23 protein-coding genes are annotated in these 24,377 nt (G+C 43.9%); 17 read left to right on the forward strand and 6 right to left on the reverse strand.

Annotated features, from left to right (window positions below; genetic code table 11):
- Positions 1-10 precede the first annotated feature (10 nt).
- Positions 11-934 (forward strand): helix-turn-helix domain-containing protein, encoded by a 924-nt coding sequence (locus OL444_RS31900; protein WP_264734343.1) that lies wholly within the window; start codon positions 11-13, stop codon positions 932-934.
- A 314-nt stretch (positions 935-1,248) separates the two neighbouring features.
- Here OL444_RS31900 and OL444_RS04935 read toward each other — a convergent pair whose 3' ends face one another.
- Both OL444_RS04935 and OL444_RS04940 read right to left on the reverse strand, forming a co-directional pair.
- Complete coding sequence (locus OL444_RS04935; RefSeq protein WP_264734342.1) at positions 1,249-1,467, reverse strand: hypothetical protein; 219 nt, start codon at positions 1,465-1,467, stop codon at positions 1,249-1,251.
- Between the two features lie 492 nt (positions 1,468-1,959).
- Positions 1,960-2,424, reverse strand: a complete 465-nt coding sequence (locus tag OL444_RS04940) for a PepSY-like domain-containing protein (protein WP_264734341.1) — start codon at positions 2,422-2,424, stop codon at positions 1,960-1,962.
- Positions 2,425-2,673: 249 nt separating this feature from the next.
- Here OL444_RS04940 and ileS point away from each other — a divergent pair, with 249 nt between their 5' ends.
- Entirely contained in the window at positions 2,674-6,000 is a 3,327-nt protein-coding gene (gene ileS / locus OL444_RS04945; RefSeq protein WP_264734340.1) for an isoleucine--tRNA ligase, read from the forward strand.
- A gap of 6 nt (positions 6,001-6,006) precedes the next feature.
- Positions 6,007-7,053, forward strand: a complete 1,047-nt coding sequence (locus OL444_RS04950) for a TraR/DksA family transcriptional regulator (RefSeq protein WP_264734339.1) — start codon at positions 6,007-6,009, stop codon at positions 7,051-7,053.
- 71 nt (positions 7,054-7,124) lie between these two features.
- Here OL444_RS04950 and OL444_RS04955 read toward each other — a convergent pair whose 3' ends face one another.
- A complete protein-coding gene (locus OL444_RS04955) occupies positions 7,125-8,636 on the reverse strand; it encodes a glycosyltransferase (protein ID WP_264734338.1) in 1,512 nt (503 codons plus the stop codon).
- Positions 8,637-8,843: 207 nt separating this feature from the next.
- Positions 8,844-10,676: an ABC transporter ATP-binding protein gene (locus tag OL444_RS04960; RefSeq protein ID WP_264734337.1), complete on the reverse strand. Its 1,833-nt coding sequence runs from the start codon at positions 10,674-10,676 to the stop codon at positions 8,844-8,846.
- A 192-nt stretch (positions 10,677-10,868) separates the two neighbouring features.
- On the opposite strand from OL444_RS04960, the gene rbfA reads away from it, so the two are divergent.
- On the forward strand, positions 10,869-11,255 hold the full coding sequence (gene rbfA / locus OL444_RS04965) for a 30S ribosome-binding factor RbfA (protein ID WP_264734336.1): 387 nt from the start codon (positions 10,869-10,871) through the stop codon (positions 11,253-11,255).
- A 123-nt stretch (positions 11,256-11,378) separates the two neighbouring features.
- Positions 11,379-12,602, forward strand: a complete 1,224-nt coding sequence (locus OL444_RS04970) for an FtsX-like permease family protein (protein ID WP_264734335.1) — start codon at positions 11,379-11,381, stop codon at positions 12,600-12,602.
- A 75-nt stretch (positions 12,603-12,677) separates the two neighbouring features.
- Here OL444_RS04970 and OL444_RS04975 read toward each other — a convergent pair whose 3' ends face one another.
- Complete coding sequence (locus tag OL444_RS04975; RefSeq protein WP_264734334.1) at positions 12,678-13,514, reverse strand: transketolase; 837 nt, start codon at positions 13,512-13,514, stop codon at positions 12,678-12,680.
- Between the two features lie 162 nt (positions 13,515-13,676).
- On the opposite strand from OL444_RS04975, the gene OL444_RS04980 reads away from it, so the two are divergent.
- Positions 13,677-14,822: a glycosyltransferase family 4 protein gene (locus OL444_RS04980; protein WP_264734333.1), complete on the forward strand. Its 1,146-nt coding sequence runs from the start codon at positions 13,677-13,679 to the stop codon at positions 14,820-14,822.
- Positions 14,823-14,945: 123 nt separating this feature from the next.
- Complete coding sequence (frr, locus tag OL444_RS04985) at positions 14,946-15,509, forward strand: ribosome recycling factor (RefSeq protein ID WP_264734332.1); 564 nt, start codon at positions 14,946-14,948, stop codon at positions 15,507-15,509.
- A 72-nt stretch (positions 15,510-15,581) separates the two neighbouring features.
- Here frr and OL444_RS04990 read toward each other — a convergent pair whose 3' ends face one another.
- On the reverse strand, positions 15,582-16,457 hold the full coding sequence (locus tag OL444_RS04990; protein WP_264734331.1) for a DMT family transporter: 876 nt from the start codon (positions 16,455-16,457) through the stop codon (positions 15,582-15,584).
- 119 nt (positions 16,458-16,576) lie between these two features.
- Here OL444_RS04990 and OL444_RS04995 point away from each other — a divergent pair, with 119 nt between their 5' ends.
- The 10 genes from OL444_RS04995 to OL444_RS05040 all read left to right on the forward strand — a co-directional run bounded on the left by OL444_RS04995 (position 16,577) and on the right by OL444_RS05040 (position 24,336).
- Positions 16,577-17,323, forward strand: coding sequence for a PPK2 family polyphosphate kinase (locus OL444_RS04995; protein ID WP_264734330.1), 747 nt, complete (start codon positions 16,577-16,579; stop codon positions 17,321-17,323).
- Between the two features lie 76 nt (positions 17,324-17,399).
- On the forward strand, positions 17,400-17,822 hold the full coding sequence (gene mscL, locus OL444_RS05000; RefSeq protein ID WP_264734329.1) for a large conductance mechanosensitive channel protein MscL: 423 nt from the start codon (positions 17,400-17,402) through the stop codon (positions 17,820-17,822).
- An 87-nt stretch (positions 17,823-17,909) separates the two neighbouring features.
- A complete protein-coding gene (locus tag OL444_RS05005) occupies positions 17,910-18,854 on the forward strand; it encodes a DUF3078 domain-containing protein (protein ID WP_264734328.1) in 945 nt (314 codons plus the stop codon).
- Between the two features lie 83 nt (positions 18,855-18,937).
- Positions 18,938-19,732: a segregation and condensation protein A gene (locus OL444_RS05010; protein WP_264734327.1), complete on the forward strand. Its 795-nt coding sequence runs from the start codon at positions 18,938-18,940 to the stop codon at positions 19,730-19,732.
- Positions 19,725-20,630, forward strand: a complete 906-nt coding sequence (locus tag OL444_RS05015) for a helix-turn-helix domain-containing protein (RefSeq protein ID WP_264734326.1) — start codon at positions 19,725-19,727, stop codon at positions 20,628-20,630. Before OL444_RS05010 ends, OL444_RS05015 begins: the two co-directional genes overlap by 8 nt.
- 102 nt (positions 20,631-20,732) lie before the next feature.
- A complete protein-coding gene (locus tag OL444_RS05020; protein WP_264734325.1) occupies positions 20,733-21,602 on the forward strand; it encodes a pirin family protein in 870 nt (289 codons plus the stop codon).
- A gap of 36 nt (positions 21,603-21,638) precedes the next feature.
- A complete protein-coding gene (locus OL444_RS05025) occupies positions 21,639-22,163 on the forward strand; it encodes a YceI family protein (protein WP_264734324.1) in 525 nt (174 codons plus the stop codon).
- Between the two features lie 82 nt (positions 22,164-22,245).
- On the forward strand, positions 22,246-22,875 hold the full coding sequence (locus OL444_RS05030; RefSeq protein ID WP_264734323.1) for an NAD(P)H-dependent oxidoreductase: 630 nt from the start codon (positions 22,246-22,248) through the stop codon (positions 22,873-22,875).
- 184 nt (positions 22,876-23,059) lie between these two features.
- Complete coding sequence (locus OL444_RS05035; protein WP_264734322.1) at positions 23,060-23,470, forward strand: OsmC family protein; 411 nt, start codon at positions 23,060-23,062, stop codon at positions 23,468-23,470.
- Between the two features lie 152 nt (positions 23,471-23,622).
- A complete protein-coding gene (locus tag OL444_RS05040; protein ID WP_264734321.1) occupies positions 23,623-24,336 on the forward strand; it encodes a pirin family protein in 714 nt (237 codons plus the stop codon).
- The last annotated feature ends 41 nt before the right edge of the window (positions 24,337-24,377 follow it).

Raw genomic sequence — 24,377 nt, forward strand, 5'->3', positions numbered from 1 at the left:
ACCAGATAAAGTGAAAGAAATCCAGGAAATATTGTCTTTAGCCATTCCGCAGCCTGCGATGAGCGACCAGTTAAGCCTGGCGGAACAGGATAGTGTGTCAGTACCAGATTGCCTTGACTTTACACTGCAGCGTTTTACTTATGATAAGCCGTTGCCGGTAGAAGATGTGGCTATGGTCATTTATCAGCCAGCCCGGAGAGGGCAAACGGCTGCTATTGAGCTCCGCTATTGTGTTGCCGGTAGTAAATATTGTAAAAATCCGGACTGTACAGATCAGCTGTGTTCAGAAGGTAATAAAGAGGCCTGCAGAGACAAAGTACCGTCTGTAGATCTGATTACTGTTAGATTCCAGCCTGCATTTATTCAGTCACTCCATAAAGGAACTTCTTCTTTCTCCTTATTTGAGAATCAATCCCGCAAGCCTTTTGTGAAAACCATCCAACCCTGCACAAAATCTAAATCTGTGCTGGAAACGATGGTGCATCATGATTATGAAGGCATGCTGAAAAATATATTCCTGCAAAGCCGCGCATTGGACCTGCTCCTGTACAGCTCCGACCAGTTTATGCAAAATGATACGGACGAACGCTATGGCTGCCGCTTCCTGACACATATGGAAGATCGCAGTAAAATAGAAAAAGCCCGCAGTATTTTGCTGGAACAGCTGGATGCGCCTATTACCATCCGCGATCTGGCACGCCGTGTAGCCATGAACGAATGTTACCTGAAAAAAGGCTTTAAGGCGATGTACGGCACTACCATCTACGATTACTTCCAGAAAGAAAGAATGGAGAAAGCGAAAGGCTTGCTGTATGAAAAGGGCATGTCTGTTTCTGAAGTAGCTATGCTGATGGGATATTCCTGCATTTCACACTTCTCTACTGCTTTTAAGAAGCATACCGGGCTTAAGCCGTGTGAATTGTTACTGCGCTGATTTAACTACATTTATTTAAATAGAAAAAACAGGCATATCCAGGCGATATGCCTGTTTTTTTTGTCTGCCATTATGGTGCTACACGCAACTTTGACAGCAGTGCAGCGCAATCCTGTCTGCCTGAAAATGAACCAGATTGTTATTCAGGTCAATGGCGGGCATGTTGGTTGGAGAGATGGCGATAGCAATCAATAACAGGCATTTTCGGGCAATTATTTATCCGGCTGATGTAAATGTAGGGCACATGTCGATTTGGCTTTTTATGGCGTCTTATTTTATTTTTTACAGGGAGATATATGGATGGGATCAACCACTTACCACCACTTTGGATAGGGTAAGGTATCTGACAGGTAGAATCCTGCTGCGCGGGCATAACGGTTGTTATGATAACACCTGTTTTTCAGCAGGTTATAATGTTCTGAATGATATGGGCGGATCGTCGCAGGATTTTTACAGGAAGCATGGAGGATGATTATAGCGGAAATTCCCCAAAGCGTGCTGATGGGTGTATTATTCCACACCTTTGTTTGCATACAGTGTTTTTTGATGAAACCCTTTGTGGATAGGTATTTGGGGGAGATAGATTTGAGGTGTTTTAAGTAGACTGCGGGCTATTTTCCTTTTTCGATCATTTCTTTTCCCGATTTCGTAAGCCCAAGAAAAAAGATAGGCGTTTCTTTGTAACACGATGAGCAGATATCTATCCGCACTTCCTATAAGCTTCCTTATCAGATTTGACCATGGGAAAGAAGCTTAGCTGGCAAAAAAAGTAAGTAAAGCCATAAATCATACTTGCATACTAATCAAACACCATTGAATTAAAAGTGCAATATTTGCCAGATGAGCTTTCTAACCTAATTTATAAAGTCGTCCGCCTTTTGGCGGACGACTTTTTTTATGGCAAGTTGTAAATGAAGTATTGGATAACCGGTAAGGGGAACGGCAGTAACAGGCAAAGAAAAACCCCGCCCAAAAGAGCAGGGTCTGTCCTATTTATCCCTATACCTATGAAATACTAATTTGTGTTATTCAGTAATTGTGCCAGCTTCGTTCAACAACACTGCCTTTTCTGCACCATTATCCTGAATATTGATTTTGTAGTAAGCGGCTACATCTGCTCTTTCAATTTTCCAGCCATCTTTTATGGTAGCTGCCGGGTATTTAGTTTTCAGTGTTCCAGCCACTGATTCCGGCAAAGTCTGAGCATCGTAGGCACTTCTTGTTGCAACCCAGTTGCCACTTTCATCATACTCTGCTAATGTCTTGATATTTTCTTTCTGGAAACTTACAGTCCAATGTCCTGCGCTTGTCTTTGTCCACTTCTCGTTTGTAACATCAGTAAAACGTTGTTCAAAAGTACTCTTCACTGCTGCGGGGGCTTGTACCTTCGCTGCAACGATCTTTGTTTTTTTAACTGATTTTTTTTGCTGTGCAAAAGTTATGCCGGAAGTAAATAGAACCGCGCAAAATATTAACGTCAACTTTTTCATATTCGATATGGTTTATCCGTTGGGTTAAAATACTAGGTTTTTCTAATCCTCCTGGCAATTAAACTAAAACAATGCCAAAAACGTAAAATAAATACTCTTTATTGTAAATTACTAAAAAATCTACAATAAAAATTCAAAAAGCCCCATTTTTAATTAAGTTGGCCCTTTTGGTGCCAGCCTATTTTATTAACTTCGCACAATTTTAATCAATTATTGTCTAAATAACATCAAAGGGCGGGGAATTGTTTTATGTCCAGCAAATATCAGGAATATAACCAACTGAATTTACCTCAGATAGAGAAAGATATACTGCAACAATGGGAGCAGCACCAGGCTTTTCAGAAGAGCGTGGAAGTGCGCGAAGGCGCCACTCCTTTTGTGTTTTATGAAGGACCTCCAAGCGCCAATGGGTTACCGGGTATTCACCACGTTATTTCACGTACGTTAAAAGATCTGGTATGCCGGTATAAAACCATGCGCGGCTTCCAGGTAAAACGGAAAGGCGGATGGGATACACATGGCTTGCCAGTAGAGTTGGGTGTGGAAAAAACACTGGGCATTACTAAGAAAGACATTGGTACTAAAATATCTATTGCGGATTACAACGATACCTGCCGGAAGGAAGTATTAAAATACAAAGACAAATGGGATGAGCTGACCCTTAAAATGGGCTATTGGGTAGATTTGAAGAACCCATACATCACATTTGAAAACGATTATATCGAAACGTTATGGTGGGCCCTGCAAACCCTTTACAAAAAAGGCCTGCTTTATAAAAGCGTAAGTATACAACCCTACTCCCCTGCTGCCGGAACCGGCTTAAGCTCTGCGGAGCTGAACCAGCCAGGTACCTATAAAAATGTGAAAGACACTACCGTAGTGGCTATGTTCAAAGCCCTGCAGTCTGATAAATCTGCTTTCCTTTTTGATGCAGCGGGTACAGATGAGGTGTTTTTCCTGGCCTGGACCACTACCCCGTGGACACTGCCTTCCAACCTCGGTCTGACAGTAGGCGCTAATATCGAATATGTACTGGTAGATACCTTTAACCAATATACCCACCTGCCTGTCAAAGTGGTGATGGCAAAGGTGCTGCTGCATAAATATTTTAAAGCAGAAGGTGAAAATGCTGACTTCTCTGCCTATAAAGAAGGAGACAAGATCATTCCATGGAAAGTTCTGACCAGCTTTAAAGGCAGCCAGCTGGAGAATATCCGCTATGAACAATTACTGCCTTTTGCACAGCCGGAAGAAGGGGATCCGTTCAGAGTGATCCTGGGTGACTTTGTGACTACAGAAGATGGTACCGGTATCGTACACACGGCTCCTGCTTTTGGTGCGGACGATAATAAGGTCGGAAAAAAATACGGCATAGGTATCCTGACCCTGGTAGACCGGGAAGGGAAATTCACAGATAATGCAGGCGAATTTGCCGGCAGATTTGTGAAGAACTACAAAGATGATCCGGAATACAAGGACGTGGATGTGGATATTGCGGTGAAACTGAAAAAAGAAAACCGTGCCTTCAAAGTAGAGAAATACGAACATACCTACCCGCACTGCTGGCGTACTGATAAGCCGGTATTGTACTATCCGCTGGATGCCTGGTTTATTAAGACCACAGCCATGAAAGACCGGATGGTGGAACTGAATAAAACCATCAACTGGAAACCTGCCTTTACCGGAACCGGTCGTTTTGGTAACTGGCTGGAAAACATGGTAGACTGGAATCTCAGCCGCAGCCGCTATTGGGGTACACCTTTGCCAATATGGCGTACGGAAGATGGCAGCGAAGAGAAATGTATCGGTGGTATTGAAGAATTGAATGCAGAGATCCGCAAAGCCAGTGAAATACTGGGTGGCGATGTAAATAAATCTTACCTCCATGAAGGTATCCTGGATCTGCATAAACCTTATGTAGATGATATCATCCTGGTGAGTGATTCCGGTAAACCGATGCGTCGTGAGCCGGATCTGGTGGATGTTTGGTTCGACAGCGGCGCCATGCCCTATGCACAATGGCACTATCCGTTCGAAAACCGGGAAATGATTGAAAAAGGAGAAGCATTCCCGGCCGATTTCATCGCGGAAGGAGTAGACCAGACCCGTGGATGGTTTTATACCTTGCACGTACTGGGTGTAATGCTGTTTGATAAGGTGGCTTATAAAACTGTAGTATCCAATGGCTTAGTGTTGGATAGCAATGGTAATAAAATGAGTAAGCGCCTCGGAAATGTGGTGAATCCGTTTGAAACCATTGAGAAATTCGGAGCGGATGCTACCCGTTGGTACCTGATCACCAACGCCTCTCCATGGGACAGCCTGAAATTTGATATCAAAGGTATCGGGGAAGCGCAGCGAAAACTGTTTGGTACCCTGTACAATACCTATAACTTCTTTGCGATGTATGCCAACCTGGACAATTTCACGTTCCGGGAAGCCTACATTCCGCTGGAAGAACGCCCGGAAATAGACCGCTGGATTATTTCCGTACTGAATACCTTAGTGAAGGATGTAACTGCCAGTTTTGATGACTATGAGCCTACTCAGGCAGGTAGAGCCATCGAACGATTTGTAGACGAACACCTCAGTAACTGGTATGTACGTTTATGCCGGCGTCGTTTCTGGAAAGGAGAATATGAACATGATAAGATTAGTGCTTATCAGACTTTATACGAGTGCCTGGAAAAAGTGATTCAACTGATGGCGCCGGTATCTCCTTTCTTTACTGACTGGTTATTCAATAACCTGAACAAAGTGAGCGGTCGCAACCAGGCAGCCTCTATTCACCATACAGATTTCCCGGTGGTAAATGAACAGGCTGTTGATCCGGACCTGGAAGAAAGAATGCAGCTGGCACAGGACATCTCTTCTCTGGTATTATCCCTGCGTAAAAAGGTGAATATCAAGGTACGCCAGCCACTGCAGAAGATCCTCATTCCGGTCGCTTCTGCTCATTTACAGGAGCAATTGGAAAAGGTAGCTGACCTGATAAAAAGTGAGGTCAATGTGAAAGGGATTGATTATCTTACGGAAACGGAGGGTTTTATCAAGAAAAAAATTAAACCTAACTTTAAATCGCTCGGAAGCAAAATGGGCGCGAAAATGAAAGCAGTGGCCTCCGCTATCAGTGAATTTACTGCTGCAGATATTGCTTCCATTGAGCGTGACGGCCAAATCAACCTGGTTGTGGATGGAGAACAGTTGCAAATTCATCTTTCAGATGTAGAGATCATTTCCGAAGATATTCCCGGATGGACTGTTGCTAATAAAGGCGCCTTAACAGTAGCGCTTGATATTACCATTACGGATCAGTTACAGGATGAAGGAAATGCCAGAGAGCTGGTGAACCGGATTCAAAAAATCCGTAAGGATAGCGATTTTGCATTAACAGACAGAATCAGTGTGGTGGTAGAGACGGTAGACTCCCTGAGGTCGGCGATTATTAACTATAATGACTATATTTGCACGGAAATTTTGGCTGATAGCCTGGAATTAGTGGAACAATTACAAAATGGTACAGAAATAGAGGTGAATGACCTTAAATTTAATGTATTAGTTAACAAAAAAAGCTGATTCCCCATGGCAACAAAAAAGAAGGTTGCTAGTAAATCGACCCAAAAGGTAGCTCAGGCAAAAAAAACTGTGGCGAAAAAGGCTTCGGCTGTCAGAAAGGTGGCTACAAAACCCGCCCCTGCCAGGAAAGCCGAACCCACACCTAAAAAAGCAGCTGCGAAAAAAGCAGCCGCTAAGGTGGTAAAGCCAGCAGCCTCCAAAGCCGTGGTAGTGAAAACTCCTGCTAAAAAAGCGGCCCCCGCTCCCAAAGCAGTAGAGAAAAAAGCTTCAGTTGTTCAAAAAAGTAAAACATCACCCGTCAAGAACATTGCTGTACCTGCAAAATCGACCGTAAAAAAAGAGCCTGCTGGAAAGCAGCAAGTGGTTACGAATAGTGTTGCCGCTGAAAAAGAGAAACCATTAATTTCTAAGTCAGAAGAAAAAGAACTTAAAACGATGGCAGTAAAGAAAGCAGATACTAAGGATCAAGTTGCTAAGGAGAAAGAATCCGCTAAAAAAGCAGCCGAGAAGCCTGTTGTAAAGCCTGAAAAATCAGTAAAAGCAGCGGATAAGTCCGAGAAAACTGAAAAAGCTGAAAAATCCGAGAAAACTGAGAAGAAAGGTGCTAAAGGTTCATTGGTAACTTACCAGCCTGAATTCACCAAGTCCGTGCTGGATCAGCCTGAACCCTCCAGCGGGCCTGTATACAGATATAGTGATGCTGATTTACAGGAGTTCCGGGAACTGATTCAGAAAAAACTGGAATCAGCGAAAAAAGAACTCATTTATCTGCAGGGGCTTATTACCCGTAAAGATGAAGCAGGTACCGATGATACAGAGAATAAATATATGAGCATGGAAGATGGCAGTGGCTCCCAGGAAAGAGAGCAACTCAATCAGATGGCCAGCCGTCAGATCCAGTTCATAGACCATCTGGAAAAAGCCATGATGCGTATTGAAAACAAGACTTATGGTATTTGCCGCGTTACTGGTAAACTCATAGATAAAGCACGACTCAGAGCAGTTCCGCATGCTACATTAAGCATTGAAGCGAAACTGGCGAAAAGTAAATAGTGCCCCTATCAGATAAAAGAAAACGGCGTGAAAGCAATTGCTTTCACGCCGTTTTCTTTTATCTGATATTTTTAGCAGGAAGCGGTATGTTTTTTCCTGATCTGTTTAATCGCCAGGTATAATAACCCGGCGCCTGCCAGTCCTACCAGACTGCCTACACCAATATTTCTCGCCTGCTTCTTCGTGATAACCGGTAATTTAATACCAAATTTTGCAGGACTTGCCTGTGCAATGTCCAATAAAGGTGCGAGCGATAAACCACTGATGATTTTGTCGGCAACCTTTTCTACATGAGCACGCTGATACTGTGGACAAAAAGCCACACCTATACCCGCTTCGATCAGTAGCCTGCCGTCCTGTTTACCATCTCCCACATAAATAATATTCTGTGTATTCATTTTATACTCTCTGGAAATATAGGGAAGCAAATGACTCTTGCAGTACTGCCCTTCTTTCAGGAAATACTCACCAATGGTAAGTTCGCCGGTGGCTACACTGTTGACCAGATGTAGTTTATTGGCAAAAACAAAATCCATCCCGAGCTTATTTTTTATATGACGGGCCACCATCCCAAATCCATCGGTAACCAGGCCACACGCATAACCTCTTTTCTTCAGCTCCCGTACCACTTCCCGGATGTCGGGTACCAGTGGAATAGCATCTGCTACTTCCAGTAACTCTGCGATATTGCGTCCTTCAAACAACGCGGCAATGCGGGTGTTCAGCGTTACCGGATCCGTATGTGCGCCGAGAATGCGGTGTAGTTCCTCTTCCTTATCGAAGGCAATGGCGGCGCATTCCAGGTAAGGTTGTGTAAATACGGCGTGATCAAGATTGAAGATCACCATCTTCTGCAGCTTATCTATGGATTCCAGAATGGAATACTCCATTTGTTCCCGGATAAGATTGATGTTACCCAGTGTTTCCAGATTTTCCTGCGGTATATTCTCTGCTTTTTTAAGGATGGTGCGGGATACTTCCCGCGACATTTTACTCAGCTGCTCCCATGTTTGCATGGCATTTTCCACCTTGCCGATATTGGCTTCTGTGATGCGTGCACCCAGGTGATGCATATCAATGAGGAGCCCGATATCCACACCATAATCGTTTTCAAACTGCACGGATGCCAGCATGGATTTACGTGCTGCAATCATGCCGCTGAGTGGCTGCTGGAAATGAGCGAGATCCGGATAGAGGATACTCAGCAGCGGCTTGGCCACTAATTGCGTGACCCTGCCTGCCTGCCTTTCAAAGTAGGATTTGACAAAGTCGGCTTCGTCATTTTCAATAGGACCAGTTAAGAGGTCTACAATATTATCAGGATAAGTGAGTATATCACCATCAACATAAGCAATAATATCATGTTTGGCGGCCATCATGCCTTCCCGCATGGAGATTCCCTTGCCGCGCTGGCTACTGGTAATAACCCGCACATTTTCTTTCATCGCTTCTTCCACCGTATTGTCGGTAGAGTTGTCATCCACTACAATGATCTCAATCTTGCGCGCGGTTTTTTTCACGGTTTTTATAACCTGGCGTATGGTCGCGCCTTCATTTAATACAGGAATTACGATAGAAATCATAGGAGTTCGCTATGTTAAAAGGTTAAAAATAAATTGTTGCAAAGAGCTGGTTGGCATATTATCCTGGCGCTTTGAAACAAAAACCGTACCTGATGAAACCAGCAACAGGTCTTAACCAAAATGCGCAGTGCGGCAGATTTTCGTGGATAGGACCGCTATTATCTGTCGCACCTGACTACTATTATTCGTTTATTCTTTACCGTTAGTCTACTTGAATTCCTGCATTTCTACCAGTTTGTGATAGATGCCTTTCTGCGCCAGTAAAAGCTCATGGGTCCCCCGTTCTTTTATTTCGCCCTGGTCCATCACAATAATTTCGCTGGCATGTTGTATGGTGCTGAGACGATGTGCAATGACAATGGTGGTGCGGTTTTGCATCAGTTTGTCCAGCGCACCCTGTACCAACTTTTCTGATTCAGTATCCAGTGCGGAGGTGGCTTCATCCAATATCAGGATCGGTGGATTTTTGAAAATCGCCCGTGCAATCGTGAGGCGCTGACGCTGGCCACCACTGAGTTTCATGCCTCTGTCTCCTATCGGCGTGTCGTAACCGTTTTCCAGTTGTGTGATGAATTCATGTGCATTCGCGATCCTGGCGGCCTGTATCACCGCTTCCCGATCAGCTTCCGGATGCCCGAAGGCAATATTGTTAAACACAGTATCATTAAACAGAATGGCTTCCTGCGATACAATTCCGATCAGATTGCGGAGATGTGTTGTTTTGATATCGCGTATATCGGTACCGTCTATACGAATATGGCCTTCATTGACATCGTAGAAACGTGGCAGCAGATCCGCAATCGTGGATTTACCGGCCCCGCTGCGGCCTACCAGTGCTACCATGCGTCCTTTTCCAATAGTCAGGTCAATATGTTTCAGTACATATTGCTGTTCATATTTGAAGGATACATTTTCATATTGTATACTGGTGTTGAATGCTTCTAATGCTTGTGCACCGGGCTTTTCAGGAATAGTTTCCTGTGTATCCAGGATGGTGAAAATACGTTCGCTGGCAACAATACCTCTTTGCATGGTGGTAATAGCCGTAGAAATATTTTTAGCCGGTTGCATGATCTGTGAGTAAAATACAAGATAAGTCATGAAGGTGGCGCCGGTCAGCAGATCGCTGCCATTTAATACCAACGTACCTCCATAAATTACCAGCACTACTACTACAATTACACCCAATATTTCTGATGTCGGAGAAGCCAGCTCCCGCTGGTTAAACATGGATTTACTCACAGTTACAAAACGATGATTTACTTCTCCGAATTTTTTCTGCATAAATTTCTCGGCGGTAAACGACTGTATAATCCTTATCCCGCCTAATGTTTCTTCCGTTACATTCAGGATTTTACCCAGCAGCTCCTGGCTGTACCATCCTTTTTGTTTTAGTTTTTTGGAGATATAAGAGATGATAATACCGGATACCGGAAAGAAGACGATAGTGAATAAGGTGAGTTTTACAGACAGGTAAAACAGGGCCGCAAAATAACCGATGATAATAAAAGGATCGCGCAGGAGGATCTGCATAGAGTTGACTACTGAACCTTCTATTTCCTGTACGTCGTTGGTCATGGTGGAAAGGAGGTCGCCCTTCTGCCGCTGACTGTAAAAGGAGAGCGACTGTTGCGTGAATTTTTCATACAGGGAGGTGCGCAGTCTGGACAGCATAGTCATTTTGAGTCGCACAATCACCCGGGTGCTCATATACCGGCCCAGATTGGCAATGGTGATACAAACGCCAATAACGGCGCAGACAAAGTATAAAGCGCTTTGTTTGGTGCCGGTGGTTTGAATAAAGTGGTAGAAATAATAATTGAACAGGTCTACAAAGTAGGTGATGGTAAAGGAAAAGGTAGGATGCACCAGCATTTTAGGTACATCTTCCACCTGGTTAAAGATCACGTTGAGCAAGGGGATCAACATGGCAAAATTGACCATGCCAAACACAATACCTATGACCGTGTAGATAACATATTCCGGAATATAATGATGTAAAGGAGCAGCATATCTGAGTAATCGCCTGAATGTTTTCATGCTGAGAGCTTTAAGTAGCTGGCAAAAATAGCATAATTACAGCAGGGAGTATCAATTCCCCGGATTCTTTCCGGGAAAAGGTTAATTTCGCATCTGATAGGGCAACCGGAGGCACTGGCCTGTTTGGTGCTATGCGGCAAATATGTTATTATCGTGTATAGGCCGCTTTACTAATGATTAAAATTGAATGAGATGCAGGAATCTAAAAGGCAAAAGCAAATAGCACAACTGGTGCAGGAAGAATTGAGCAGTGTTTTTCAGCGGATGGGATACAATGTGATCGAGGGTGGAATGATATCCATAGCGGCTGTAAAAATGACGCCGGATCTGCTGGAAGCTAAGGTGTACCTGAGCATGTTTAAGATTGCCTCTCCCAATGAGATGCTGGAACGTATCAAGGAAAGAATGGGTGAAATTAAGAAAGCACTGGGGTTACGTGTGGGAAAGCAGTTACGCCGTATGCCTGAACTGAGCTTTTTCCTGGATGATACACTGGATTATGTGTTTAAGATGGAAGAGCTGTTTAAAAAAATTAAGGAAGATGATGAAAATATAAAAGGTAACAACAATAATAAATAGGTTCCTTTTTTCAGATTACACACTACGCATTGTGTAGCAGGTTTCAGCGGATTTAGTTCGCATAGGCTGCTATCCGATGCGTAATTTGTAAGCTGCCACCCGTAATGTTTAATCTCCCGTTTTATGATCTGGCAATTTGCTTCCCGGTACTTCAGGGCAAAAAAATCTACCAACGCCATTAATATTATTGCGTGGGTAAGTGTAGTAGCCATTGCGGTAGGAACAGGGGCGCTGATTGTGATTCTGAGTGTATTTAATGGTTTTGAAGGACTGGTAAAATCCCTGTATTCTTCTTTTTATCCGGCTATTAAAGTGGCTCCCGCCACGGGTAAGACCATCCTGCTGACGCCCGCACAGCTGGCGCAGATAGCGGAGGTTCCCGGTGTAATACATTATTCCCAGGTGGTGGAAGAGAAAGCCGTACTTCGCTACGGTGACGAACCTACGATTGCCGTCTTAAAAGGGGTAGATAGTCATTATAATGAAGTGACCGATGTGAAAAACAAGGTTGTCAGGGGGCGTTTTGATATCGGAGATACTACCACTTACCGTGCAGTACTGGGTTTGGAGCTGGAGGGGGCATTGGGAGTGGACGTGGTACATGGTATTGCGCCGGTGACGGTATATGTGCCCCGCCGGAAAGTGAATGCTTTTGTGACACCGGAAGATGCCCTGAACAATGGAGTGCTTTATCCGGCAGGTACTTTTGCCATTCAGCAGGAGTTTAACAGTAAATACGTCATCACCCATATTGATTTCCTGCGTAACCTGCTGGATTTACGGAAAGATGAGATGTCGGCCCTGGAAATAGCGGTGCGCCCGGGTACGGATGAAGCAACACTCCGCCAACGTCTGCAACGTTTACTGGGAGCTGGTTATAAGGTACAAACCCGATATGAGCAAAACCAGTCGCTGTATGCAATTATGCAAACGGAGAAATGGGCCGTATATGTGATCCTTAGTTTTATTATGGTCATTGCGGCTTTTAACATGATAGGTTCGCTGTACATGCTGGTGATAGAGAAGCAGAAAGATATTACCATTCTGAAAGCCATGGGGGCACGTAAGTCACTGATTATGCGTATTTTCCTGGCCGAAGGACTGATTATTGCCGGGATTGGCGCGTTACTGGGATTTGCGATAGGTACCGGTTTCTGTTTATTACAGCAACATTTTGGTATTATTAAACTGGAGGGTACTTCTTTTCTCGTAGAGGCGTATCCGGTAAGTATGCAGCCGGGAGATTTTGTGCTGGTATTTATTACTATTATTATAATAGGCCTGGCAGCCAGTTGGTATCCGGCCAGAAGGGCTGCTGTAGAAGAGATCGCCCTGAAGGCTACATGATAAATAAAAGCTTTTTAAAAAAAATACGCATACCTGACCAGGTATGCGTATTTTTTTTAAAAAGCTTCGGATATATTAATAATCTCCCAGTGTTTCTGGTAACTGTGCCAGTGCTTTGGCCAGTTGTTCGTCGCTAGGAGCAATACCATGCCATTCGTGGTGGCCTTCCATGAAGTCAACCCCCTGGCCCATTACGGTTTTCATGATAATGGCAATGGGTTTACCCTTACCTGTCAGGCTTTTCGCTTTTTCGAGGGTAGCTACTACATCATCCATATCGTTGCCGTTCATGTGGATTACATGCCAGCCGAATACTTCAAATTTTGCCGCTACATCGCCTAAACCAGCTACGTCATCGGTAGTACCATCTATCTGCTGGCCATTGAGATCGATGGTAGCGATGAGGTTATCTACTTTATGATGTGGGGCGAACATGATAGCTTCCCAGTTTTGTCCTTCTTCCAGTTCTCCATCTCCATGTAAGCTATATACCAGTTTGGTATCGTTGTTCAGTTTTTTGGCCAGTGCAGCACCAATGGCTACGCTCAGACCCTGTCCCAGGGAGCCGGAAGCTACCCGAACACCTGGCAGGTGTTCATGTGTAGTCGGGTGGCCCTGTAAGCGGGAGTTGAGCTTACGGAAAGTGCTCAGTTCCTGTACCGGGAAGTAACCGGAACGAGCCAGTGCGCTATAAAAAACAGGTGATATATGGCCGTTGGACAAGAAAAAGAGGTCCTGGTTTTTACCGTCCATATCAAAAGGGCTGGGCTGATGATCCAGTACTTTAAAATACAGGGCAGTAAAGAAGTCTGCGCAACCTAAAGAACCTCCGGGGTGCCCGCTTTGAACACCATGTACCATCCGTACGATGTCTCTTCTGATTTGAGTAGCAATATCTTTGAGCTGTGGCATGATAGTTGTTGTTTTTGTGCCGCAAAACTAACAATAGAAACGTAGATTTTGTGGCTTTGAAAGTTTTTTTTGCGAGCTCAAATTATCGAAAAATCCTTAGTTTTTTAACGTTTCTAATCATATTTCATTGGAATTTATATCTTTGCAAAATAAGCCCCACAAATGGAGAATGTATTAATTGCTACCGTCCTAAGCTTTGTTGTGACCTATTTTTCCATTCCAATACTGATCAAAGTGGCGGAATTAAAACATTTGTACGACGAACCGGACGAAAGAAAAACACACAAACAGCTAATACCAACACTGGGAGGAATCGGTTTCTTCTCAGGCTTTATTATTGCTGCTGCCATTTGCGTTCCGGCAACAGCCAACTCGCCTTTTCAATACATGATGGCTGCCTTTTTTATCATTTTCATGGTGGGGATGAAGGATGATATCGTAGGGCTGTCACCGTTAAAGAAACTGATTGGGCAATTAGCTGCATCTTTTGCTGTTATCTATCTGGGGAACCTGCAGATTAACAGCATGTATGGCTTTATGGGGATTTATTCACTGCCGCCAAATATCAGCCTGATGCTGACTTACTTCACTTTTATTGTAGTGATCAATGCATTCAACCTGATAGATGGCGTAGATGGCCATGCGGGCAGTATTGGTTTACTGGTAAGTGCCGTATTGGGCGCCTATTTCCTGCATGTGGGTGAAATCACCTATGCTGTTATCGGATTTGCCCTGGCCGGAGGATTGGCCAGCTTCCTGATTTATAACATCTCCCCTGCCCGCATATTCATGGGTGATACGGGATCCTTACTGATAGGATTGGTCAATGCCGTACTGGTATTGAAGTTCATTGATGTAGCAGGTAACCCTGCCGGTAAAATGCCTGTTGGCGCCACTCCGGCAGTAGCTTTTGCTATCCTGATCGTACCTTTATTTGATACCCTCCGGGTATTTGCGGTACGTATGCTGCAGGGAAAGTCACCTTTTTCTGCAGACAGAAACCACATCCATCACTATTTCCTGGATCTTAAACTGAATCATAAACAAACTACGCTGGTATCTGTTGCCATTAACGCGGCTTATATCCTGGGAGCATTTATGCTGCAGGGAATGGGTGCTACCTGGTTATTGATGCTGGTGGTTGGTTCTGCCACTTTCTTTACCGGCATGTTATACCTGGCCCGTAAGAAAAAACTGGCTGTCCTTACCCCGGTTGTTGCACCGGTTGTACAGCCGGCAGTAGTAGCTACCACCGAAACTGCCAAAATTTTGCGTGTTACAACAGAAGGTGTTTTACAGGATAAGTAATTTCCACTCAAAATCCACCCTACCTGTTTGCTGTTACCTGTGATTCTCCTGCCATTATTGGTATGGTTACTTTGATGATTAAAAGAAAACATGTAGGTTTGCACGCACTTAACTATTTATGTTATGCAAGATGATCTAACGCTTATCCTGGATGATGCATCAGATACGATGCAAAAAGCTATCGGGCACCTGGAACTGGAATTGACCAGGGTGAGAGCTGGTAAAGCCAATCCGCAAATACTTGATGGTATTACTGTTGACTATTACGGTGCACCTACACCACTGAGCCAGGTAGCTAACGTGAGCATTGCAGATGCACGTACGCTGACTATACAACCCTGGGAAAAAAATATGCTGCAGCCTATCGAAAGGGCTATCATTGCAGCAAACATTGGTATCAACCCACAGAACGATGGTGTTATCATCCGCTTATTCCTCCCGCCGCTGACAGAAGAAAGAAGGAAGGAATATGTGAAAAAGGTGAACAACGAAGGCGAACAGGCGAAAGTAGCCATCCGGAATATCCGTCGGGATGCACTGGAAGGTATCAAGAAATTGCAGAAAGACGGATTGAGTGAAGATACTGCAAAGGATGCAGAAGCAGATATCCAGCAATTGACCGATAAATACATCGTACTGGTAGATAAACACTGCGTGACGAAAGAAAAAGAAATTATGGCCATCTAACAGCCGTAGCAAATAACTATCGAAGCGAAACAGGTAGCGGAGCATTCTCCCTCCCTGTTTCGCTTCGGTGTTTTATGCATTCTTTGCCTTATTCACCAGGTATACCCCCAGCAGAATAATACCCATGCATAATATCTGTACCCAGGTAATAGATTCTTTAGCCAGTAAGCCCCAGCCAATCGCCACTACCGGTAACGCATATGTGACCATAGAAGCAAACATGGAACCTGCTTTTTTAATCAGCAGATAAAACAATACTGCCGCTACACCAGTACCCATTACTCCCAGTACAATACCGGCAGAAAAAGCGCGCCACGGCGCGTGGTCTGTAAAGAACTGCGGAAAGAAATGACTGTACCACAGAATCGGGAAGGTGAACAATGCACAGAAAAACATGGCAATAGAACCCAGTTGCAAAGAACCAAAACCTTTCAGGTAATGATGCACCAGGCTGATGTTGATGCCGTAACAGGCGGTAGCCGCTACTACCAGCAAGCCATAGTACCAGTGTGCATTGGTATTGATGCCTTTGGACGCAAATAAAAATACCACGCCCAATAAGCCTACAAATACGCCGAATAACTGTGCTTTCTTAATAGGAACTTTAAAGAAGACCAGGCCGGAAAGCAGCGCCATCAAAGGTGTGAGGGCATTTAAAATACCCGCCAGTGAACTGTCAATTTCAGTTTCTGCCAGGCAAAACAGGAAGGCAGGAATGCCATTACCCAGTATACCAGACAGGATGATCACCGGAATCTTATTGATGGGTGTTTGCCGCAGGGCTTTAAATAAAAAAGGTGATAATGCCAGTCCTGCTGCAACAAGTCGTAAACTGGCTACCTGGTAAGCGGTGAAGGATTCCAATCCTATTTTCATGAGAATAAACGAACTGCCCCAGGTAAGCGACAGTAACAGGAAAATTCCCCAATGGGCAAAACGTTGGTTCAAAGTGGCATTTTTTATGATTACAAAGGTGCAGATATAACTGTACTTCAGCAAAATATATCCGGAGTTATAAAACAGTTATGAGTTGATTTTGTTAAATTCATTAATAAGAATGCAAATCCATGAGTAAAATTAAGTTGTCAGCCATTAGCACAACAGCTCCCAAAAAACTGGAAAAAGAGAAAGTCAAGGCATTAACCCGCGATATCCTGACAGAGCTGGATGAATTACAAAACCTGTTGTATGCCGAACATAAGCATAGCGTTTTATTGGTAGTACAAGGGATGGACGCCAGCGGCAAAGATGGCGTGATAAAAAATGTAACCGGTACTTTGAACCCGCAGGGATGTACCGTACATTCATTCAAAGCGCCCACACAGGAAGAGTCGGATCATGATTTTTTATGGCGTGTACACATGCATGCACCGGCAAAAGGAATGATCCAGGTATTTAACCGTTCGCACTATGAAGATATTTTGATACAGCGGGTACATAAGTGGATTGATGATAAGGTAGCTTCCCGGCGGATGCAGGCCATCAATGATTTTGAAAAACTACTGGTGCAGCATAATAACACACATATCATCAAATGTTATCTGCACGTATCCCAGGAAGCGCAACAGCAGCGGTTGACAGAGCGTACAGAAGATCCCCGTAAGATGTGGAAATACAATGAAAATGACCTGATAGAAGCAAAGTTATGGGATCAGTATATGGATGCCTATGAAGATGCATTCCGCTATTGTAACGATGTGCCCTGGCTGATTGTACCGGCAGATAATAACTGGTATAAAGAATACGTAGTGGCGTTAACGTTAAGGGATACACTAAAATCATTGAAGATGAAATATCCCCGCTTGAAGAAATAATACACTAGTAATGAAGTAGTTCGGTGATTATATACTAATTTCGTTCACATTCTTTTAACAAATAAAACCTTGCATTATGTCGTTTTTCAAAGAGTTTAAAGAGTTTGCCATGAAAGGCAATGTAATGGACCTGGCAGTGGGTGTGATCATTGGTGGTGCATTTGGAAAGATCGTTACATCACTGGTAGATAATATCCTGATGCCGCTGATCGGAGTTGTTACCAATGGCCAAAACTTTAATGATTCCTTTGTGTTGCTGAATACTTCCAAAGGAGAGCATTTTGCTTCCCTGGCGGCTGCAAAGGCGGCGGGTGCACCGGTTTTTGCCTATGGTGCTTTTATCCAAAGCATCATAGATTTCATCATTATTGCTTTCTGTATTTTCCTGCTGGTGAAGTTTATGAATAAGATCAACAAGAAAGCAGATCCTGCAGCTGCAGAGCCTACTGCGCAGGAAAAACTCCTGATGGAAATCCGTGACGCTATCAAATCAAAATAATCTCTCTTTATAAATGCCCCTGCTCAGATCTCTTCCACAAGAAGGGATCTGAGTGTTGTATATTCTAATCCTTAAAAAAACAAATTGATGAAAAAATTTACTTTATCCATTGCATGCTGTCTGTTTTGCTTTGTAGCAGCACATGCGCAAAATGATTGGATGAAGACCTCCCGTGATGAAGCGGCCAAGAAGTTTAAGAAAGATGCGAATGACACCATTCCCAAACTATGGCGGAAAGGGCTTAATCTGAATGTAAATATCAACCAGGGCTCTTTGAGCAACTGGGCTGCGGGTGGCGACAACTTCTCCTTTTCACTCGGATCCAATGTATTTGCCTGGGCTTACTACAAAAAAGGCCGGCACTCCTGGGATAACGTGGCCGACCTGGCATATGGCTACATTAATACGACCAGTCTGGGAGGCCGTAAAAGTGACGACCGGATAGATCTTACCACCAAATATGGATATGAAATCGGCAAATACTGGTATTTAAGCGGTTTGGTGAACCTGCGTACCCAGTTTACAGACGGTTTCCTGTATCCTGCTGATACTACCCCGCAGCTGGCATCCCGTTTCTTTGCGCCGGGCTATGTTTTGCTGTCTCCGGGTTTTGATTATAAACCAGCCCCCAGCTTTTCTTTGTTTATGTCTCCGATCACAGCGCGTTTTGTATTTGTAATGGACGATTTCCTGTCCAAACAAGGCGCCTATGGTGTGGAGCCCGGTAAACGTATGAAATACGAAATGGGTGCTTATGTATCTGCTAATTATGTGAAAACATTCGCAAAAAATATGACCTACAAAGGCCGGCTGGACCTTTTTTCAGATTACAGGCATAATCCACAGAATATAGATGTATTCTTTACCAATGCCCTGGAACTCAAGGTAAATAAATGGATCTCTGCCCTGCTAACTGTAGATATGATCTATGATGATGATGTAAAAGTGTTTGAAAATAAAGAAACTGGCATCTTAGGCCCTCGTTTACAGGTGAAACAGGTGATCGGAGTTGGTTTTGCGGCGAAGTTCTGATTAGCCGGAATTTTGTTATTTTTGATAGCTGGTGCTGCTGCCCGATGCAGCAGCACCGTACCGGGAATTTTAAAAAATACAAAGTGAGCGAGCAAGCACCTGTTTATAAAATCAAGTTACCGCAGTTTGAAGGCCCGTTCGACCTGTTGCTGTTCTTTATAGAACGCGATGAGTTGGATATTTATAACATTCCCATTAATACCATCACGCAGGAATTCCTGGACTATATACATCATATAGAAACGCTGAATATAGAACTGGCCAGTGAATTCATTCTCTTTGTATCTACCCTGATGCGGATCAAGGCTAAAATGCTGCTGCCCCGTAAGGAACTGGATGAACAAGGGAATGAAATAGACCCGCGGATGGAGCTGATCGACAAAATCCTGGAATATAAACGCTATAAGCTGGCAGCCGCAGAACTGGCCGAAATGGAGGCCGACCGCATGCTCCAGATCAAGAGAGGAAATATTGCCAAAGAACTGGCGGAAATAGGCGAAGCAACCAGTGAAGGTACAGAGGTGCAGACGCTTACGCTCTTCAAGCTGGCGAAGACCTTCGAGAAGGTGATTCAACGGATGAAAGAGCGGGATAATAAACCCCAGCACGTGGTGTATAAATATGATTACACCATGGAAGGCTCCAGGATGTACATGGAAGAACTGGCGAGGGCGGAAAGAACCCTGGCATTTGAAAAAATATTCGATCACTGTAAAGACCGGGTACATGCTATTTTCCTGTTCCTCAGTATGCTGGAACTGGTACAGATGAAACACCTGGGTATTATGGTGGGAGAAGGCAGAAACAATTTTATCATTGAATACATTGATCCTTCTGAGAGGGAGGAAGAACCCGCAGGAACTTTAATAGATGGCTGAGAAACGTGAAAATATAGGCATTGTTTCCTTACCGGAATATGCCCATGCAGACCCCACTTTTATTGTGTCGGGGCTTTGTGAGCTGGGAAATGGTTTTTTCAACCACATTGGTGTACCCCATCGCCACGATTTTTATACTATTTACTGGATCAAACAGGGAGAGCTGTTGTTAACCATCGACACCACTACCCACGAGGTGAAGAAGAATACGCTTTTCTTTGTGGCGCCCGGTCAGGTGCATAACATTCAGACATCGGAGAAAGTAGAAGGCTATATGATTGCTTTCCAGGATGCCTTTATGTGTCTGAAAGATCAGACCCAGGTATCTGGTATCAATTCCGGTTTATTCTTTAATAGTCAGTTCAGCAGTGTGATCGCTGTGGATGTGGAACAGGAACGCGATTTTGAATCAGTCGTACACCTGATGATGAAGGAACTGACCATGCGGGAACCGGAATACGAAATGGCTTTGCATGGACTGCTGCGCTACTTCCTGGTGCTGGCCTCCCGCGTGAAAGGACAAAAGGTAGGCATCTCCCCGGAGCATCATGCCATGCACAATAGTTCTGTTTTCCTGAAATTTAAAAACCTGATAGAAGAAAAATACCACGAATTAAAAACCGTATCCGATTACGCGGCATTATTACATATAAAGCCCGTATTGCTCAATGAAATCAGTAAGCAGTTGTCTGGTATTACAGCCGGTGAACATATCCGTAATCGCGTTATCCTGGAAGCGCAGCGGTATTTATATAATACGGACCTCACAGCCAAAGAGATCGCCTACCGTTTAGGTTTTGATGACCCCCACTATTTTAGCCGCTTTTTCAAGAAGTATACGAATCAAAGTCCTTCCGAATTTAAGGAAGCCTCCCGCCCAGTGAGCCACCAGGCTTAATTTGACCGGTTTTTGAAAAAAGTCCATCACTAGCGGTGATTTATCCATTCCTGATAGATGTTATAACAAGTAGTTTTGTGTTGTCTTAGGAGGCAAAAAATTATGAACACAAAACATGTCAGTCAGATCTTAATAGCACCCGCCCCGCATATGGTAGGCGATGGATTCAGGGTACAGAGCGTATTACCCGGTGGTACCCGCTCTCAGAATAACCTGATCAGTCCTTTTATTCTCATGGATTATGGCGCTCCTGCCTACTTCCCCCCTACCAATAAGCCACGTGGCGTGGATCAACACCCGCATAAAGGGTTTGAAACCGTAACCGTGGTATATCAGGGAGAACTGGAACACCGTGATTCTACCGGCAGCTATGGTAAACTGGCGCCCGGTGATGTACAATGGATGACTGCCGGTGCAGGTATTGTGCATGAAGAGAAACATGAAACTGCATTCAGCAAACGGGGTGGTAAAGTAGAGATGGCGCAGCTTTGGGTAAATCTTCCGAAAGCATATAAAAATACAACACCCGGATATCAGAACCTGACTAAAGCAGAGATACCTGTAGTACAGGTAACTGCAGAAAGTTACGTAAGAGTGATTGCGGGGGCGTTTAATGATATAAAAGGCGCTGCTACTACCTTTTCACCGGTGCATGTATTGGATGTGCATCTGAAAAAAGGCGATCAGATCACAGTGGCGTATCCGGAAAATTATAATACCGCAGCAGTTGTATTAAACGGAGAAGCAGATTTTAATGGTAACACGGCCAAAGGTGTAGAAACCGTCTTGTTTGAAAAGAAAGGTACGGACATTACTATTACTGCGGTGGAAGATGCTACTATACTGGTGTTGAGCGGAGAACCCATCGACGAACCCATCTTCGCCTACGGTCCGTTTGTGATGAACAGCGCGGAAGAAATTGAAGCGGCTATTCATGATTACAATGCCGGTAAAATGGGCTTTTTATCATAATAAATTATCATTGACTAACTACTAAAACTAATATATATGTCAATCTGGAAAATAGATCCTTCACATAGCGACGTACAATTTAAAGTAAAGCACCTGATGATTACCACGGTAACCGGTCAGTTTGCGAGCTTCGATGGAACCATGGAAACCACTGGTACTGATTTTAGTGATGCTACCGTTTCCTTTGAAGCAGATATCAACAGCATCACCACGCAAAATGCGCAGCGTGATCAGCATTTGCTGACAGGAGATTTCTTTGAAGCAGAGAAATACCCTAAACTGACATTCGTATCTAAAGAAATAAAGAAAGTAGATAGCGAAAACTACAAACTGGTAGGTGATTTAACCATCCGCGATAATACCCGCACCGTAGAACTGGCCGTTGAATTTGGCGGTGAAGTAGTAGACCCATGGGGCCAAACGAAAGCAGGATTTGAGCTGAGCGGTAAAATCAACCGGAAAGATTTTGGTCTTACTTTTAACGCCACTACAGAAACCGGCGGTATTCTGCTGAGTGATGACGTGAAACTGCTGGCGAGCGTACAAATGATTAAACAATAATAAATATAAAAGGGCGGACAATATACCAATGGTGATTGTCCGCCTGCTGTTTTAATAACTGAAATTTTAAATTACTGATTCAATGGATATTCTGGAAAAACTCGAATGGCGTTATGCTGTTAAGAAATTTGATTCAACGAAGAAACTGAGTGCAGCGCAACTGGACCGCGTTATAGCGGCAACAAGACTGTCTGCTTCTTCCTATGGTTTGCAACCCTATAAAATACTGGTTATCGAAAATCCTGCTGTACGTGAACAACTGAAAGCAGCTTCCTGGGGCCAGCCGCAGATTACAGATGCTTCACAGCTGATCGTATTTGCCCGTTATAATGACCTGAATGAGTCTCACGTAGATGACTACACGAATAATATTGCTGCTACCCGTAACATCAATCCGGAAGACCTGGCAGGATTTGCCGGTATGATGAAAGGCACGGTAAATAACCTGGATGAGCAGGGAAAAGCTACCTGGACAGCCAAACAGGCTTACATCGCCCTGGGTACACTGCTCACTGCAGCGGCAGCAGAAGGTATTGATGCTTGTCCGATGGAAGGTTTCAATGCAGCACAATATGATGAGATCCTGGGACTGAAAGAGAAAGGCCTGGCTACTGCTGTTATTGCTGCCATTGGTTTCAGAGCAGCAGATGATGAAATGCAACACGCTAAAAAAGTACGTAAGCCGATAGCAGAACTGGTAGAAGTAATCTAACAGCAAGGAAAGTAATAGTACGGATTGGAATTAAACGATACGCATCGTATGGCTGGTATAAGCAGATAAATACTGTTTTTACCGGTTATACGATGCGTAATTCTTAATGTCTAATTCGTAATTCTTTTGTAATTTGGAGCTCCACTCAAAGTGTTCATCTCGAAAAAAGTAAAAAATTATAAGCATGAAAAGATTTGCAACTGCCAATTGGCAAGGTACAGGTAAAGAAGGTAAAGGCGCTGTAAGCTCTCAATCCACCGTACTGAACAATACCCAGTATTCTTACCTGAGCCGTTTTGAGGATGGTGTAGGTACTAACCCAGAAGAGCTGATTGCTGCTGCCCATGCCGGCTGCTTTACCATGAAACTGAGCTTCGTAATTTCCGGTGCCGGTCTTACCCCAGGTAATATCGATACCAAATGCACCATTACTCTGGAAAATGGCGCTATTACAGAAAGCCACCTGGAAGTAAAAGCCAGCGTACCCGGACTGGATGCTGCGAAATTCGCTGAATTCGCTGCCGACGCAAAAGCCAATTGCCCTATCAGCAAACTGCTGAACACTAACATCACTATGGTGGCGGAGTTGGTATAAGTTGCTGAAAAAATTACATTACACAAGGGCTTCCTGCAAAGGAAGCCCTTGGTGTTTCTGCCACTTTTTGTCCACGTTTTTCAACAGATCATCCATTCCTTACCACTGTGTTTATACCGAAATTTGTAAGTAAATAATAAGGAGATTGAATTATGGAAAAGATAATACATCGGGCAGATACCAGAGGGTATGCAAATCATGGTTGGCTGAAAAGCTTTCATACTTTCAGTTTTGCTAATTACTATGAGCCGGAGAGAATTCATTTTGGCGCATTGCGTGTATTGAATGATGACTTTATTAAAGGAGGAATGGGATTTGGTGCGCATCCGCACGATAATATGGAAATAGTAACCATCATGCTGGATGGCAGTATGGCGCACCAGGATAATGCCGGCCACCAGAAAGTAATACAGCAGCATGATGTACAGATTATGAGCGCAGGTACAGGCATTGTACATTCGGAATTCAATGCTTCCAAAACGGAAGATGCCAACCTGTTACAGATATGGGTATTCCCCAATGAACGGAACGTAACTCCGCGGTATGATCAACAGACATTTGATCCTGCATTGCGTGAAAATGCGCTACAGGTAGTTGTTTCACCAGAGAGAACCGAAGGGAAATTATGGTTGCATCAGAACGCCTGGTTTTCATTAGGGAAATTTGATGCAGGAAAAAATTTTGAATTGAATGCTAAAGCAAACGGTGTAGGTAGTTACCTGTTTTTAATCAGCGGAGAAATAAATATAGCAGGCGATACCTTGCAGAGCCGCGATGCTATTGGGTTATCTGATTATGATAAAGTTAATATAGAAGTGGTCAAACCGGCAGAGTTTTTGTTAATAGATGTTCCAATGCTGAACTAATCACACTTCAATTATAATATATATTAACCCATTTTATTTAA

Origin of the sequence: Chitinophaga nivalis (genome assembly GCF_025989125.1) — a bacterium.
In the GTDB taxonomy this organism is placed as follows: Bacteria; Bacteroidota; Bacteroidia; order Chitinophagales; family Chitinophagaceae; genus Chitinophaga; species Chitinophaga nivalis.